Here is a 16,227-nt window from a genome sequence, read left to right on the forward strand (position 1 = left end):
CTGGTGCCCCTGGCACGCTGATGGGGTATTTCGATGATCTGAACCCGGAGGGCATCGGCCGATTTGCGTTGGGCGATGCCGATCTGCCGGGGTTGGCCGGGCCGGGCGGATTGGACCCTTATGGCCTGACGCGCCCGAATGCCGCGCGGCCGGGCTCCGCGCATGTGACGGAGGCGGGTGCGGCCGCATTCAGGCAGGGTCTGCACGCGCAACTGGCGCGACGGGAACGCGCGGAACTGGCCGCCTTTCTGCAGCCGCCGCCATCCGACAACAAGGTGGTGAACCAGCCGGCGGATACCGGCCGGCGTGCGCCACCGCAGGCAGGGCGTCCGCGCCGTGCGCACGCGTCGATCCTGATCAAGGAGGATCCGCGACTGCCGGCGACCAGGGAGGAGATCGATGCGATCTACCCGGGCGCCTCGCGCGAGGTGCGCATTCCCTATGCCGATCCGCGGCGGCGGATCCGGATCGTCACCGACAGTCTCGAGGGCATCGCCGCGAAGGTGGCGGAATTGCCGGAGGGCAGCGTGTTCGTGGCCGAGGATGCGGTTTACAGAAAGGGCGGCGGGAACGGGGATCGCGAGAACGGAGCCGGCGACTGGCGTGACACGGTGACGCCGCTGAGCCGGCGTGAACTGATCGAGGCATTCGGCCCGGCAGAAGTGAAGCGGCTGGATCGGCGGATGGAATTATACCGCAGCCAGCAGGAGCGGGCGCTTCTTGCCAGGGTTGCGGCGCGCATGGCGGATCGTGCGCCGCCTGCGGCGATCCCACCGCTTCGCCAATCGCCGCAACTGCAGGCGATCCATATGCTGTTCGGCGGAAATCGGCGGATTCCGGGCCGGAGGGATGATCTGGCCATCGACGCGGTCGTGATGCGCGAGATGACCCCGGCGGAGCGGCAGGCGCGGCAACGCAGATGGGCTGGCCGGGAGAGATGGAACCGGAAGGCGGAGGCAGCCGATACGGATCCGCGGTCGGTGGTGGCGAAGAAATGGGCGCAGAACCTGCCCCAGCGCGCGAAGACCTGGCTGGGCGGCCTGATGGAATGGGGTGTCGAGGCCAACCGGCAATATCAGGATTTCACGCATGTCGGCGCGGACCTGATCCGGGACACATCCGCCTTTCGTGATGCGCAATATCGACGGGACGTAGCCCTTGCCCGGCGGCTGCGGCGCGAAGGCGTGGAGGCGATCGCGGCCAACACGCCGAAGTTCGGCAGCGAGGTCGATCGCTATGCCTATGAGATCGGCAATGGCGTGGTCGATCTTGTCGGGGCGATCGGGATTACGGCGCTGACGCGTTCGCCGGCGGCCGGATCGGCGCTGCTTTCGGCGCAGGTCTGGGGCGATCGGTACGGCAGGTCGCGCGAGGACGGGCGGAGCCATGGCCAGGCGACGATGGATGCGGCGGTGTACAGCGTCGCGGAATTCATCCCTGAGCGGCTGGCGATCGGAAAGATCCTGAAGCCGGGCGGGACGTTCGCGGGACGCATCGTCAAGAGCGGTAGCGCCCAGGCGATCCAGGAGACCGTCACCGAAGCCATTCAGATGGGCTATGATGCCGGGATATTGAAGGAGGATATGAGCTGGGGCGATGCGTTCCAGCGATTGAAGGACGCCGCGATCATCGGTGGTGGTTCCGGCGGTATCGTGTCCGGCGCGGTTGCGCCGTTCCGGCGCGGCGGTTCGGCGCGGCCGGGCGCCAGCGATCGGATCGATCGATATCCTCCGATCGCGCGTGTCGAGCAGGGCATCGCATCTTCGTTGGACAATATAAACGCGCCGCCGGCCGTCTGGATCGAGCCTGGGCAGAGGGGAAGCGGGCCACCGACTGCCGCTGCCGGGGATATCGCCGGAAAGCCGGCGCCGAGCGTTTCGATCGAAGGCCGGCAGGCCGTCATTCGGGGCGCCGACCCGAGCTTGATCGCTGAAATCGAGGCTGGCTTGCCCAAGGGCACCCGCGCGCTACGCCGTAGCGATGGCGCGTTCGTGTTGCATCAGCGTCATGCGGAAGCTGCGCGTGCTGCGATCGGCAGGGGAGGTGTTCGGCCAAATGGTGAGATTGCCGTCCAGGAGGATGTGAACTCTAAGTCGCCAAAGCCTCTGGAACTGGATGAAGGGCATCCTTACCGAGGTTGGCTTGAATTGGGGGGCAGCGGGCAGGAAGTGCGGCCTGCTGTTGATGGCGGGGAGACCGCGATGCTCTATCGTGTTGATGATATTCGGTTTCCACCGCGTATCTCCGCCGATGGGGCAGTTCCTGTGGTAGCCACCCGTGCGAGAGGTGAGCGGACCCTGTTTGTGGGTTTCGATCCGAAACGGGCCGTTCAATTTGCTGAGATTAATCGAAAGGGCAATGCATCGATCACTGTCGTTGAGGTGGACGCTTCGTTTCGTGATACACTGAGATCGACCTCAATCTATGACAAAGATCCGGATATTGCTGAACATCCAAGCGCGCCGCTATGGGTCGATATCGATCAGGGAGTCGATCAATATGGTTTACGCACATCCGAGCATATTCAGATGCTGAGAGGCGCGATACGCCCAGGAACGGTACGAGTCTTGCGGCCAGGGGAATATAGAAAATAGGATAATGCCATGATATTTATTGTACCATTTCATGTAAAAAAAGAGCGGGGTGCTGTGTTTCCAGATGAATTTTCTGGAGCATATGTAAATTGCTACGTGGGTGCATCTGATTATAAGGAGGCCGTAAAGAGGTGTATTGAAGAATTAAAAGTGGATGGAATGGTTGTTGAGAAGGTGATGGAACCAATATATTCCATGGATATATCGCAATGGCATCAACATATTCTTGATCAGTGGCCAGATTATGTAAATCAGTTACCAAATCAGGATAAGTTTGAAAGTGAAATTGGCAAGGGGGAGGTGGTTTACGGACCTTTTGGAGCTTACTAATTCATGAATGTTGTTATTGTTGAAATTTAGTATCGGGTCTGGATTTTAAATGGGTGGCGTCATTATGGCCGAACTGGGCATGCATGCTTGGCCACCGTCAGCCGTCGGTTCGCTCGACCATTTGTGCGGAGGCGGGATTGAGTGCGACGTAGCGCACTGCCGCTCCCAGATGGTCCTCATCTATCGCGACGTAGCTGAAGCGCCCTTGCCAGAAGTGACCAGTGCGCTTCATTCAGGCGTGGACAGGCCGGCATAGCGTCGATGAAGTGGCTCCAGTGCCCGCCGGATGCCGCTGGGATCCGATGGCGCGATGAGATGGGCGTGATTTGGCATGAGAACCCAGGCCCATGGCGAGGCATTGGCCGCCCGGCGTGCCTTGCCGAGCCAATCGCGATACAGCACATAATCGGCATCTTCGAAGAAGGCCTAGGCGCGACAATTGCTACGCTGGGTGATGTGATGAGGAAGCCTTGGAGTGACGCCTCTGCCGTTCCGGTGACACGTGCAAAAACCCCTTAATTGGGCTGATGATTGCGCGGCCAAAAGAATGTCATGCGGAGTTTGGGGGGGGGGCGCACGTGTCACTGTAACCGGCACTGTAACCGGGTTCATCAATGCCCGAAATCGCTGGACGGGCCATTTGTGGCAGAGGCGTTTCGGCGCGGTGGCGATGGACGAAGAGCATCTGATGCATGCCGTTCGTTACGTATGGCTCAACCCCGTGCGTGTGCGGCTCGTCGAGCACCCCGAGCATTGGCGACGGTCGAGCGTTGGCGCGCATCTGTGCGGCGAGGATGGCGGCCTGGTACGGGTTGCATCGGTGCTCGATCGCTATGGCGCCTTTGCCGAGTTCCTGTCCGATCCTGCGGACGACGGCGCGGCGTTGCGCGCGCTGCGCAGATCGGAAACCTCTGGCCGTCCCATCGGCAATCCAGCCTGGATCGTCGACCTTGAAGCCTGGACCGGCCGTATCCTCACTCCACAAAAACGCGGCCCCAAGGCGAGGGTGCGATTTGAGTATTGAGTAAACTGGAACCGTAATAGTTTCTACGGGGAAAAATCACCTGAGGTGCGCCAATTCATGCTGGATTCAAGTAACTACATCTTGCAGCATCGTTCTATTAATCGTTCCGAGGATGCTAGTTTGAATCAGAGATATCAGCCGCCGGTGCCGAGTTTTGAAAGATTAAAGAAGTGACAATGATGAAAAGTAATGATGAGATAGGTACATCAGAATACAAGAAGATAAACGAGCTTTGCGCGCGAGGCGATGCTCTTGCCGAATCTGGAAATTTTGATGAGGCCGTATATGAGTACAATAAAGCATTATATCTTATTCCAGATCCAAAAAATCATTGGAAAGCATCAACATGGATCTTTGTGGCAATAGCTGATGCTTGTTTTCTTGGGGGGTATATGGTATCGGCAAGAGAGGCGTTAGAGTATGCCATGACGTGCCAAGATGCTATTGGAAACGCATTTGTTCATTTAAGATATGGGCAAGTTCTCTTTGATATAGGTGATAAAGATTTATCTGCTAGCGAGTTGATGCGTGCATATATGGCAGGGGGTGTAGAGATTTTTACTTCGGAAGATCCGCGCTATCTGGAATTTCTAAGGGCGCGCGCGAACCTGTGATCCTTGGTCAATCCTGGATATTCACCACCACCTTACCCTTGGCGCGGCCGGATTCGAGATAGGCGAAGGCCTGGGCGACTTCCGCGAAGGGGAAGGTGCGGTCGATCACGGGCGCCAGCTTGCCATCATCGACCAGCGCGGCGAGTTCGGCGAGTTCGGCGCCGCTCGGGTGCATGAACAGATAGCGATAGGTGACGCCGTTCTTCGCGGCCTGCGCGCGCAGCCGGTAGCTGGCGATCCAGAACAATGCGGTGAGCAGCGGGCCGCGCCCCAGATCCTTTCTGGCCGTCAGCGGCTCCGGCATGCCTGCCACCGACACCACCGTTCCGCCGCGCTTCACAACGCCGAAGCATTTCTCCAGCGTTTCCCCGCCCAGCAGATCGAAGGCGCCGTCCATGTCGCGGACATGATCTTCGAACCGCTGCGCCGTATAGTCGATCACCGTATCGGCGCCGAGCCGTTCGACCAGCGCGCGGCCGCGTGGCGAGGCGGTGGTCGTCACCTCCGCGCCCAGCCATTTCGCGATCTGGATGGCGAAGGTGCCGACGCCGCCCGCGCCGCCGGGGATGAAGACGCGGCTGCCGGGCATGAGCTTCAGTTCATCGCGCAACGCCTGGAGCGCGGTGAGGCCTGCGAGGGGAATGCCCGCCGCCGCCGCGAAATCGAGCGTGGCGGGCATATGGGCGAGCGCATCCTGCGGCACCGCCGCATATTCGGCGAGCGCGCCCATCGCCCCCTTGGGCATGCGCGCGAACACCCGGTCCCCAGCGGCGAAGCGTGTCACGCCCCGGCCGCAGGCCTCGACCGTGCCGGCAAGCTCGTTGCCCATCACCACCGGCAGGCTGTAGCGCTGGACGGGCTTGAGCATGCCCTGGCGCGTCTTGAAATCGACGGGATTGAGGCCGGCCGCGCGCACGCGGACCAGCACGTCGTCCGGGCCCGCTTCCGGGCGCGGCACGTCGTGCAGCTCCGCCACGTCCGGTCCGCCATATCGGGTGAGAAGCAGGGCGCGCATGGCCATGATCATGCATGAAAGATCGGGGCTTCGATACGGGATTGTTCGCACCGCGCCATCGGCAGGTGCGTCGCCCGCATTTGTATCAGCCCTGATTCCGCGCGGCGCGATGCGATTGCGCGATATTCACGGCAGGCGGACTGCCGGCGCCCACGTCGAACGCCAGCGGCACCAGCGGCCGTTGCCGCTGTGCCCTGGGTGTCCGATCCGAACATGCCGCCACGCCGACGGCGATGGCCAGTGCGATCGCGATACGCATCATGCCTCCTTCGCGGCGGGACCTAGTGGATCGTATCCGGCAAAAGCATCCGCTTTTGACGGAGGTCCGATCCACCAAATCATGGAAGAGTGGTCTGATTTTCCGAGGCGGATGCGGATGCATCTGCCTCGGCCAGACCACTAGAGCGGTTTGATCCGCGATGGAAGCACCGAACATGGGCAGTGGCCGGAGGACAGCGGGACCGGGCCGGAACGCAACCACGCTGCATCCGCGCGTCCGCGACGAGGCTTGATCAGGCGCCGGCGATCGATCGGACCGGCCAGCGATCGGCCCAGGGCGCCGAGGCCTCCAGTTCGAACGCCAGCGCGAGCAGCAGATCCTCACCGCCGCGCGCCGCCGCGAACATGCTGCCGATCGGCACGCCATCGGTGTCGGCGAACAGCGGCAGCGAGATGGCGGGATGCCCGGTGAGATTGTGGAGCGGCGTGTAGGATACATAATCGAACATGCGTTCCCACATCGTCTCGAACGCGACCGTCGGCGCGAGTTCGCCGATACGCAGCGCCGGATGGCGCAACACCGGCGACAGGATCACGTCATAACGCTCGAGGAACGCATCCATCGCCGCGCTCGCGATGCCGACCTGACAGAACAGCGCATCGTCGTCGGCGGCGCTGAGGCCGTCGCTCCACTTCGCCAGATTGAGCGTCCAGGGTTCGAGCTGGTCCGCCGCGGCGTCCGCGCCGATACGGGCGATCGTCGTCGCCACGGCATCGCGCGCGAGATAACCCCAGATCGTCTGGAATGCCCGCGCCACCGCCGGGCCGTCGACTGGCAGGCGTTCGGCGGTCACCTCGTGCCCCAGCGACGCGCAGAGCGAGGCCGCCTGATCGAAGATGCGCGCGACCGGGGCCGAGGGCGGGTTGCCGTCCAGATTGTCCGCGATCGCGGCGATGCGCAGCCGGCGCGCACCCGGTTTCTCCACCCGCTGCGCGCGGCCGGCGCCGATCGCGGCAGCCCAGGCGACATCGCGCACGGAACGCGACAGCAGCACATCGCCGACGAGCAGATCCTCGATCACATGCGGATCGCGCGCGCGCAGATTGGCATGGCGGCCGGGCTTCAGCCCGACAAGGCCGCAACAGCTTGCCGGAATGCGGATCGAACCGCCGCCATCGGCGGCATGCGCCAGCGGCACCATGCCTGAAGCGACCGCGGCGGCGGCGCCGCCCGAGGAACCGCCGGGCGAACGATCGGGCGCCCAGGGGTTGGCGGCGGGGCCGTAGAGCAAAGGCTCGGTGGTCGGCAACAGGCCGAATTCGGGCACATTGGTCTTGCCCATCGGCACAAGCCCCTGGGCATCGAAGGCGCGCGCGAAATCGAAGACGATCGTGCCGGAGCCGGCATCGCGCTTCGATCGCGAGCCGCTGCGATTGGGCATGCCGGGATAATCGAGCCCGTCCTTGAGCAGCCAGGGCACGCCGCGCATCGGCCCGGCGGCGCTCGCGGCCAGCGCGCGCGCGCGATCGTCGTCACGATGCGTGATCAGGTTGAGCGCGGGATCGAGCAGATCCATGCGGATCAATGCCGCCTCGACAAGTTCGGCGGGTGACACGTCTCCCGACGCGACCAGCGCGGCCTGGCCATGCGCGTCGAGACGCCCGATCGCAAGCGCGTCCGTGGTGCTGACGGGGGTGGTTCGGGGCGGCATGGTCGGCGGTCTCCGCGTCATGGATCGGGAAGCAGGTATCGGATCGATGCGCGCGTCGCGCTTGACCGATCCGGTATCATGATTTGCCGGCAGATGCGCGCTTCCGGCGAAGCAGGGACTTCAGGCCCTGACCGGCACGGGCGCGCGCAGCGCCGCATCGACGAGCGCGGCGGCGCCGTGGCGGATCGGATCCGCGCAGGGCAGCCCGGTTTCGGCGGCGATGCGATCGCGGGCGGCATCGGCCTCCGCGGCGGACATGGCGCCGGTGTTGAGCGCGATGGCGACGACGCGGGCGGCGGGGTTGGTCAATCGCGCCGCCGCCTCGTTGGCGGCGATGCAGCGATCGAGCGGAGGGATGGCCTGGTTCAGGCCCAGCAGATGCGTGCGCACCGGTTCGTGGCACAGGACCAGGGCGTCGGGCTGGCTGCCATGGATCAGCCCCAGCGTGACGCCGGCATAGGATGGGTGGCCCAGCGCGCCCTGACCCTCGATGATATCCCAATGATCGGGATCGGCGGCGGGGGAGAGCCATTCGGCGGCGCCCGAGATGAAATCGGCGATCACCGCGTCGATCACCACGCCGCGGCCCGCGATCATCAATCCGGTCTGCCCGGTCGCGCGGAAATCGGCGTCGAGGCCACGGGCGCGCATGTCGCGCGCGATCGCCAGCGCCGTGTATTTCTTGCCGACCACGCAATCCACGCCCACGGTCAACAGGCGCTTGCCGCTGCGCGGCTCGCCATTGCCGGGCGCGAAGGCGCGGGTGGGCTGGCGGATGTCGTGAACATCGCGGCCGGTGCGCGCCGCCGCTTCGGCGATCGCGGGAATGTCGATCAGGCGCTGATGAAGGCCGGCGGCGACGTCCAGCCCGGCTTCGAGCGCGGCGATCACCGATTGCACCCAGTGATCGGGAAAGATGCCGCCGACATTGACGACGCCGACCACCATCGTGCGCGCGCCCGCGGCCCGGGCTTCGGCGGGCGACATGTCCGGCCGGCCGAGATCGACCGCGCAGCCCGGCAGCCGATATTGGGCGAGGCAATCCGCCGGGCGCCATTCGACGAGCCCGGCGCCGGTCTTGTCGGTGCCGCGCAACGCGGTGTCGCCGAGAAAGATCAGGAAAGGGGCTTGCATCTTCGTCTCCCGCGATTGGTGTGGTGGCTTTGCGGAATTCGGCGGGCGCGGGCTTCGCGCGTCGGGAAGCCCGCTTAGCAATCGGGGCATGATATCGCGGCGCGGCTTCCCCATGCGGCATGGCGCTGGCAGAGAGGCGGGATGACCAGCCAGATCACCGGATGGAAGATCGAGGCGCGCGAACGGGCGGCGCTGCTGGCGCAATTCGCGCCGCGTTACGCGCGCACCGTGGCCGATCATGTGACGCTGCATTTCGCGACGGGGCCCGAGACGCCCTTGCCCGAGGCGCGCACGGGCGAGGTGGTCGGCGTGGCGGATGACGGGCAGGGGGTGCAGGCGCTGGTGGTGCGGATCGACGGCACCACCGATCGCGGCGACGGCAGCCATTTCCATATCACCTGGTCGCTGGCCGAAGGCCGCGCCGCGCGCGAGAGCAACGACGTGATCGCCGTCAGCGGCTGGCGCGCGGTGGAACCCGCGATACCCGTGACGCTGGTGCCGGCGCGCTGGCCGCGCTGAGCGTTGGTCCGGAAGGGCACGGAAACGCGAATCTCCGGCCATATGCATCGTATCGCCATCGATTGATCGGTTGCGCCGGTCGCCGGCCTGTCCGTCGACCGGGCTGACCCGGCGCGACTGCGTCGCCGATCCCGAAGGATCATGCGGCCGCTCCCCCGCGGAACGCCCCGATCGAACAGGCAGGCGCCGCCGCCGCTCACCGGCCCGGCGGCGTTTTGCCGTTGCGTTCATCTAAAAGGGGAGTAAATGCTCCTTTACAAGAACAGGGAGAAAGAGCATGATTCGGCGGCTGCACATCCTTTTTGCGTCGGTATCGGCATTGGCGTGCGCGGGAACGGCGTTTGCCCAGGACCTATTGGATGGCGATGCGGCGATGGGCGTGGAAGAAATCGTCGTCACCGCGCAGAAGCGTTCGGAGAATCTGCAGGATGTGCCGATCACGCTGACGGCGCTGACGGGCGATGCGCTGAAGGCGCGCGCGGCATTGACGACCTTCGATATCGCCCAGAGCACGACCAGCCTTGTCTTCGCCGGCGCATCCTCCACCATGGCGACCGTCTATATGCGGGGCCTGGGAGACGGCAGCTTCAATGCCAATGCCGTGCCTTCGGTCGGCTTCTATCTGGACGATGTCTATATCGGTTCGAGCTTCGGACTGAACCAGATGCTGCTCGATCTCGATCGGGTCGAGGTGCTGAAGGGGCCGCAAGGGACACTGCACGGCCGCAACACCACGGGCGGCGCCATCCGCTTCATCAGCAGGAAGGCCGATCCGCGACAGCCGCTGAACGGCGAATTCCGTGTGACCGGGGCGTCGTTCGGCCGGGTCGATGGCGAGGGGGCGATGGGGGCGCCGCTGTCCGAGACGACCGCGATCCGCGTCGCCGCCGCCTATCATCGCCAGGACGGCCCGTTCCGCAACACCGTGCTCGACGTCAACGGCCCGAGGGAGCGCTTCTTCGCCTATCGCGGATCGATCGTATCGCAGCCGGCGCCGAACCTGGACGTGCAACTGAGCGTGCATGGCAGCAACAACAAGGGCGCCGGTCCGCTGAAGGAAGTGGGCACCTTCACCGCGCCATTCTCGTTCACCGTCTGCGCCAACCCCACGCTTGCCGGACAATGCCCGGATACGACGGGCTTCGTCCCCTCGCGGAACCTGCGCGAATATCACAGCGAGACGCGCGACACGCACGACGATGTCCGCAATTTCGGCGCGAACCTGACGCTGGGCTGGGAGCCGGGCGACAGCATCGGCATCACGTCGATCAGCGCCTATGAACATAATCGCCGGAACACCCGCGCCGAAATCGACTGGTCGCCCGAAGACCTGTCGCTCAACGATTTCCTCAGCCGGTCCCGCCAGTTCTCGCAGGAAGTGCGCGTCGCCTCGATCGGGGAGCACCCGGTGAGCTGGACGGTCGGCGGCTATTATTCCGACGAGCGGCTGACGTCGCAAAGCGGCTATTCGTTCCGCGGCTTCGGCCCCGGATTCCTGACCTTCGGACCCAATCTGGAGGGCGTGTACCAGGATTATACGCAGAAGACGACGAGCCTGGCGGCGTTCGGCGAAGTCTATTGGACGCTGGCGCGCGGGCTGAAGCTGACCACCGGCCTGCGCTATTCGCGCGAACGCAAGGCGATCGACCTCTCGCTCGACTATCTGAACCTGGATGGCTCGACCGGCGCCACCGCGATCACCCCCGGCTATGCGGCCGGCCATATCCTGGTGGCGGATGTCGCGACGCAGAACGAGGCGCGGACATGGGAGAATCTGAGCGGGCGCGTCACGCTCGATTATGATCCGGTCGAACGGGTGAAGCTGTTCCTGACGCTCAGCCGCGGTTTCCGGGCAGGCGGCTATAATGGCGGCGTGCTGTTCGGGCCGGACGAGATCGCGGTGGTCGATCCTGAACGGGTGACGAGCGTCGAACTGGGATGGAAGACCGACCTGTTCGATCGCACGCTGCGCTTCAACGGCGCGCTCTATCATACGAAGGTGAAGAACCAGCAGGTGTTCGTGCCCGGCGTCGTGCTGCTGCTGGAAAACGCCGCGACCGCGCGCGTCAACGGTGGCGAAGTGAGCCTTACCTGGAAGCCGGATCGGGCGTTCCTGCTCGATTTCGGCGCCGCTTACACCGATGCGAAGTTCCTCAGCTACCGATCCAACATGATCGGCGCCGATTATACGGGCAATCGCCTGCCCAACGCGCCGCGATGGACGCTGAACGGCCTGGCGAGCTACGGCTTCGCGCTTGACGGCGGCGGCAAGCTGACGGCGCAGGCTGATGCGAGCTACAAGAGCCGGACCTATTTCAGCGTCGCGCAGGACAGGGCGATATCGGAATCGGGCGTGTTCCTGCTGAACGCGCGTCTGACCTTCGACACGGGCGACGGCCGCTGGTCGTTTTCCGCGTTCGCGAAGAACATCTTCGACAAGCTCTATTTCAAGGACGGGTTCGATCAGTCCTCGCTCGGGTTCAACACCTTCGCGGTGAGCGAACCGCGCCTGTTCGGCGTGTCCGCGCAATATTCCTTCTGACCCGTCCAGCATTTCGAGAAAAGGGAATCCAAAATGGCGATCGAAGTTCCGGATATCGGCATGCGCCTGAAGCCCGATCTGTTTCCGACCGTTCAGATCATCTATCGCGACATGTGCAATCTGCGGCCGGGCGAGCGCGTTCTCATCATCGCGGATGCGCGCGCCCCCGAATATCTGATCGCGACCTTCCATGGCGTCGCGATGATGATGGGCGGCGACGTGGCGGTGATCGAAGGGCCGCCGCCGCGCGGTGGCGCTACCTACCAGCCATCCGCCACCTGGTCGCCGATGATCGCCGCTGCCTCTCGCGAAGCCGATCTGATCATCGATTTCGCGGTGGGCTATGCCGATTTCATCGTCGAGGCGGTGAAGCGCGGCGCGCGTGTCTTCTCGCCCGGTGACGGGATCGCCTTGCCCTATACCGACGATGTGCTGATCCGCACGATCCTGCACACCGACGTTCATGCCATTCGCCGCCGCGCCGATCGCATCGCCGAGCTGTTCAGCGCCGCGAGCCTGTGCACGATGACGACCGGCGATGCCGTGCTGGAGGTCGATATCTCCGGCATCAAGGGCATGCCCGGCAGCGGCTTCCTGTGGGATCCCGACAGCGAGAGCTTCAGGGATGCCTGGGCCTTCGCGCCGCCGGCGCAACCCGGGGTGCTGATCCCCGAAGGGCGGGCGACCGGCGAAGTGCTGGTGGACGGCACCTTGCTCTATCATCCGGTCTATCACGCCGCGCCGCCGACGCCGCTCAGGCTGCGTTTCGATCGCGGACGGCTGGTCGATATCGGCGGAGACCCGCTGTTCGCGGGCCGGCTGCGGACATGGCTCGATCAGCTTGGCGACGAAGGCGCGTTCAAGGGCCCCGTCCACCTGAATCTGGGTATCAACCCCAATGCGCTGCTGACCCAGCATCCGGAATGGGAGCGGGTGATGGGCTCCGTCACCTGCGGCATGGGCGATCTGAGCCTGCTCGGCGTCATCATGGAGGATGGCGCGGGCGTGCTGCCCAAATCCACCGTCCACTGGGACTGGACCACGCTGAGGCCGACGATCATGCTGGACGATGTGCTGCTGGTGAAGGACGGGATCATCAATGAAGACGTCTGCTAGGGTGTTCCCGGCACGGGTGGAGACGCCCGCCGGGCAATCGGCTTCCTGCCGCCGATGATCGGACGGCGACCGGCGGAGGATGCGGGCGATGCGCCGCTCGGCCTGAAACTGTTCATCGCCTTTTGCTGCGTCTATCTGATCGCGGACCTGAGCATCGGCGCGATGCCGATCCTGTTCGGTGCGTTCGTCGACGAGCGGCATCTGGCGCTGGAGGTTGCGGGCGGCATCGCGACCGCGGAAACCACGGGGCTGGCGGTGGGCAGCCTGCTTGGTTTCGTGTTGATCACACGCGTTTCGATCGCGGCGCGGACATTGGCGGCGGCAAGCCTGGCGGTATCGATCGTCGCGCAGATCGTTTCCGCCATGGGCGTCGACATATTGCCCCTGATGGTTGCGCGGCTCGCTTCCGGAATGGCGGCGGCGGTGCTTCAGGGGGTGGCCATCGCCTGGATTTCGCGACTGTCGAGCCCGCAGCGCCCGCTGGCCATATTCGTCGGCATGGCATTCCTGGCGGGTGCGATCGGGATTCCGTTGTTTTCCTGGACGCTGGAATGCTGGGGGCTGGCCGGCACCTTCCTGTTTCATGCCGGATTGCTGCTGGCCGCCATGGCATGTCTGCCGATCATTCCCGCCGCACCGGCGGCGAAAAAGCCTGCCGTCGTGGGGATGGCGGGCGAGGAGCCGACGGCGCGACCGGCCAAGGGACGTGCGCATTGGCCAATGCTGGTCGCGATCGCGCTCAACTTCCTCTTCAACGGCGGGGTCTGGGTCTATCTGGAGCGGGTGGGGCAATGGGCCGGATTCGAGGTGGCCCGGATCGCGGCGCTTCTGGGCCTGGGCATGTTCGTCGCGCTGGCGAGCACCGTCGCGCTGGCGATCATCGGCAGCCGGATCAGGACTGTGTGGGTGGTGCTGTTCGGCCATGTGGCGCTGATCATCGCCACCGCGGCACTCCTCAGCATCGATGGCTGGGCGTGGTTCGCAGGCGCCATCCTGGTCTTTCACATGGGAATGGCGCTGCTGCCGCCGGCAATGCTCTCCATCCTCGCCGTCATCGACCCCTCCGGGCGATCCGCGCTGCAAGGCATGGTCGCGATCAATATCGGCTATGCCGTCGGTCCGCAGGTTTATTCCTGGGTGGTCGCGCTCTATGGCTTCACCGTCTCGCTCGGCGTGGCGATCGCGGTCTTCGGCATCAGCCTGTTCCTGTTTTTGTGGGTGCAGGCCGGCGCTGGGCGGCGTCGTGACGCGAATATCGACGCGAAGCGATTGGGGAGAGCGCAATGACCGGGGAACGCGACAAGGATGTGCCGTCGGACCTGCTGAAACAGCGGCGCGCGCCCGTCCAGGCCCGCGCGCAGATGTCGCGCGATCGTATCCTGGAGGTTGCCGGCGAGTTGCTCGACGAGGTCGGCATCGACGATTTCAACACCAATCTGCTCGCCGAAAGGGCAGGGGTGCGGATCCGCACCGTCTATCGTTATTTCCCCAACAAGTTCGCGGTGATCGCAACGATCGGCGAAGACATGTTCGAGCGCTGGTCCGATTGGAATGCCGGCTATTTCCTGGAGATCGGCAAGCCCGATGGCGACTGGGCGACCGCGCTGCGCGAGATGATCGACGGATGGATCGGCAGATTGGCAAAGGAAAAGGGCGCACGGGCCATCCTGCAGGCGCTGGGCGCCATACCGCAATTGCGGGACCTGGACCGTGCCGCCTATGCCCGGCTGGTCAGCGATTTCGAAGATGCGCTTTCCCGCCGGTCGCCCGCCGATCGCCGCGACGTGACGACGCTGAGCCATGTCGCGGTGAGTGCGATCTATGGCCTGGTCGATTGCTATTTCCGGACGCCGGAGGATGTCCGCCCGCTGATGGCGGCGGAATTGTCGGAAATGATCGCCGGGCGATTCCGTGCCGCCTTCGCGCGCGCATGACCGCCGACGACCATTCGAACGAAGCGCTGATCGCCGCCATGCTCGCCTGGTGGAACCGGGCCTTCGCAAACGGCGCCATGACGCCCGGAGGGTTCGCGGAATTCTTCACCCAGGACGCGGCATTCATCGTCAATGGCGAAGTGCGCGGCAGGGGGCCGGCGGCGCTGGCCGCCTTTTTCGGCGGGCAAAGGCATGTCGTCGAGGCGGCCGTGATGCAATTGCCGTTGATCAAGGGGTTTTCGGCCGGCGATCACGTCTTCTTCGACTATGACATGCATATCGGCCCGCCGGCCACGCCCGAGATCCGCAACGCGAAAGGCTATGCCCGGATCGAGGACGGACGGATCGCGCATTATACCGTGAACAGCTTCGTGCGCTGACAACCCGCCTCAATGCAATCGCGGCGGCACCTCGTCCGGCCGCAGCGTCAGCACGCGCACGCCGTCGCGCGTGACCGCGACGCTGTGTTCGAACTGGGCTGAAAGCTTGCCGTCCACCGTGGTCACCGTCCAGCCGTCATCCTCTGTGCGGACGCTGCGGCGCCCCTGGTTGAGCATGGGCTCGATCGTGAAGACCATGCCTTCGCGGATGCGCAGGCCGGTGCCGGGGCGGCCGAAATGGAGGATCTGCGGTTCCTCGTGCATTTCGCGCCCGATGCCGTGGCCGCAATAGTCGCGCACCACCGAATAGCCGTGGCGCTTGGCATGGCGTTCGATGGCATGGCCGATATCGCCGAGCGTCGCGCCGGGGCGGACCGCGCCGATGCCCTTCCACATCGCCTCATAGGTGACGCGGACCAGCCGCCGGGCGGCCGGGGCAACGGTGCCGATCATGTAGGTCTTGCTGGAATCGGCGATATAACCGTTCTTTTCCAGCGTGATATCGAGGTTGACGATATCGCCGTCGCACAGCAGCTCGGTCTCTGACGGCATGCCATGGCAGACCACCGCATTGCGCGAGCAGTTGAGCACATAGGCATAGCCATATTGGCCCTTGCTCGCCGGGCGCGCCTGGAGCCGGCGGACGATGAAATCCTCGACCAGATCGTTGACCGTCATCGTCGACATGCCCGCCAGCGCGATGCCGTCGAGATGCGTGAAGACCGATGCGAGCAGCCGGCCGGATTCGGCGAGCAGCGCGACTTCCTCTGGCGACTTGGTCATGTGTCGGCGAGTTCCAGCCTGTCCGCATCGACCCCGGCCTGGCGGAGCGCGCGCGCGACGATTTCCGGAAAGGTGCTGTCCGGATTGAGCTCGCACAGCATGCCCACCCTGATCCAGAAGGCGGCCTGCGCGTTGATGGAACGGCAGGAAACCTTGCTGGCGCGGCGAAGCTGGTCATGCAGCTCGTCGTCGATATTGACGATGCCCAAGATGATCTTCCTATATGATTAATATACGAATCGTATATGGCGCGTATAGGGTTCGCGCGCGAACCGCAAGCCATGCGCGCCATCTCCACCTTGAATCGCGCG

Annotated in this window: 16 protein-coding genes; 10 read left to right on the forward strand and 6 right to left on the reverse strand. The window is 64.4% G+C overall.

From position 1 onward, the window contains the following. The first annotated feature begins 20 nt into the window (after positions 1 to 20). From K7G82_RS28715 to K7G82_RS28730, 4 genes are all read left to right on the forward strand, one after another. Positions 21 to 2,594 (forward strand): hypothetical protein, encoded by a 2,574-nt coding sequence (locus tag K7G82_RS28715; RefSeq protein WP_222993871.1) that lies wholly within the window; start codon positions 21 to 23, stop codon positions 2,592 to 2,594. A 9-nt stretch (positions 2,595 to 2,603) separates the two neighbouring features. Then, the gene (locus K7G82_RS28720; protein ID WP_222993873.1) at positions 2,604 to 2,924 is read left to right on the forward strand and encodes a hypothetical protein; all 321 of its coding nucleotides are present in this window, start codon (positions 2,604 to 2,606) and stop codon (positions 2,922 to 2,924) included. A 670-nt stretch (positions 2,925 to 3,594) separates the two neighbouring features. Beyond that, positions 3,595 to 3,948, forward strand: a complete 354-nt coding sequence (locus K7G82_RS28725; protein WP_222993875.1) for a hypothetical protein — start codon at positions 3,595 to 3,597, stop codon at positions 3,946 to 3,948. A 176-nt stretch (positions 3,949 to 4,124) separates the two neighbouring features. Next, entirely contained in the window at positions 4,125 to 4,562 is a 438-nt protein-coding gene (locus tag K7G82_RS28730; protein ID WP_222993877.1) for a tetratricopeptide repeat protein, read from the forward strand. 7 nt (positions 4,563 to 4,569) lie between these two features. Here K7G82_RS28730 and K7G82_RS28735 read toward each other — a convergent pair whose 3' ends face one another. The 4 genes from K7G82_RS28735 to K7G82_RS28750 all read right to left on the reverse strand — a co-directional run bounded on the left by K7G82_RS28735 (position 4,570) and on the right by K7G82_RS28750 (position 8,642). Continuing rightward, a complete protein-coding gene (locus K7G82_RS28735) occupies positions 4,570 to 5,577 on the reverse strand; it encodes an NADP-dependent oxidoreductase (RefSeq protein WP_222993879.1) in 1,008 nt (335 codons plus the stop codon). Positions 5,578 to 5,662: 85 nt separating this feature from the next. Next, positions 5,663 to 5,836, reverse strand: a complete 174-nt coding sequence (locus K7G82_RS28740) for a hypothetical protein (RefSeq protein WP_222993881.1) — start codon at positions 5,834 to 5,836, stop codon at positions 5,663 to 5,665. Positions 5,837 to 6,089: 253 nt separating this feature from the next. Further along, positions 6,090 to 7,508: an amidase family protein gene (locus K7G82_RS28745; RefSeq protein ID WP_222993883.1), complete on the reverse strand. Its 1,419-nt coding sequence runs from the start codon at positions 7,506 to 7,508 to the stop codon at positions 6,090 to 6,092. Between the two features lie 120 nt (positions 7,509 to 7,628). After that, positions 7,629 to 8,642, reverse strand: coding sequence for an N-acetyltransferase DgcN family protein (locus K7G82_RS28750; RefSeq protein WP_222993885.1), 1,014 nt, complete (start codon positions 8,640 to 8,642; stop codon positions 7,629 to 7,631). A 141-nt stretch (positions 8,643 to 8,783) separates the two neighbouring features. Between K7G82_RS28750 and K7G82_RS28755 the strand changes: the two genes are divergently transcribed. The 6 genes from K7G82_RS28755 to K7G82_RS28780 all read left to right on the forward strand — a co-directional run bounded on the left by K7G82_RS28755 (position 8,784) and on the right by K7G82_RS28780 (position 15,133). Further along, the gene (locus K7G82_RS28755; RefSeq protein ID WP_222993887.1) at positions 8,784 to 9,161 is read left to right on the forward strand and encodes a hypothetical protein; all 378 of its coding nucleotides are present in this window, start codon (positions 8,784 to 8,786) and stop codon (positions 9,159 to 9,161) included. A gap of 277 nt (positions 9,162 to 9,438) precedes the next feature. Next, positions 9,439 to 11,703: a TonB-dependent receptor gene (locus tag K7G82_RS28760; RefSeq protein WP_222993889.1), complete on the forward strand. Its 2,265-nt coding sequence runs from the start codon at positions 9,439 to 9,441 to the stop codon at positions 11,701 to 11,703. Between the two features lie 33 nt (positions 11,704 to 11,736). Further along, positions 11,737 to 12,819 carry a 2,5-dihydroxypyridine 5,6-dioxygenase NicX family protein gene (locus tag K7G82_RS28765; protein ID WP_222993892.1) on the forward strand — a complete coding sequence of 361 codons (1,083 nt, stop codon included), beginning with the start codon at positions 11,737 to 11,739 and terminating at the stop codon, positions 12,817 to 12,819. A 54-nt stretch (positions 12,820 to 12,873) separates the two neighbouring features. After that, the gene (locus K7G82_RS28770; protein WP_222993894.1) at positions 12,874 to 14,106 is read left to right on the forward strand and encodes an MFS transporter; all 1,233 of its coding nucleotides are present in this window, start codon (positions 12,874 to 12,876) and stop codon (positions 14,104 to 14,106) included. After that, positions 14,103 to 14,753, forward strand: a complete 651-nt coding sequence (locus K7G82_RS28775; protein WP_222993896.1) for a TetR/AcrR family transcriptional regulator — start codon at positions 14,103 to 14,105, stop codon at positions 14,751 to 14,753. The genes K7G82_RS28770 and K7G82_RS28775 overlap by 4 nt, the downstream gene beginning before the upstream one ends. After that, positions 14,750 to 15,133, forward strand: coding sequence for a nuclear transport factor 2 family protein (locus K7G82_RS28780; RefSeq protein ID WP_222993898.1), 384 nt, complete (start codon positions 14,750 to 14,752; stop codon positions 15,131 to 15,133). Before K7G82_RS28775 ends, K7G82_RS28780 begins: the two co-directional genes overlap by 4 nt. Positions 15,134 to 15,142: 9 nt before the next feature. On the opposite strand, the gene map is transcribed toward K7G82_RS28780, so the two are convergent. Both map and K7G82_RS28790 read right to left on the reverse strand, forming a co-directional pair. Next, a complete protein-coding gene (gene map / locus K7G82_RS28785) occupies positions 15,143 to 15,916 on the reverse strand; it encodes a type I methionyl aminopeptidase (protein ID WP_222993900.1) in 774 nt (257 codons plus the stop codon). Continuing rightward, on the reverse strand, positions 15,913 to 16,125 hold the full coding sequence (locus tag K7G82_RS28790) for a ParD-like family protein (protein ID WP_222993902.1): 213 nt from the start codon (positions 16,123 to 16,125) through the stop codon (positions 15,913 to 15,915). Before K7G82_RS28790 ends, map begins: the two co-directional genes overlap by 4 nt. Positions 16,126 to 16,227 lie beyond the last annotated feature (102 nt).

It is taken from the genome of Sphingomonas colocasiae (genome assembly GCF_019880585.1).
Lineage (GTDB): Bacteria > Pseudomonadota > Alphaproteobacteria > Sphingomonadales > Sphingomonadaceae > Sphingobium_A > Sphingobium_A colocasiae.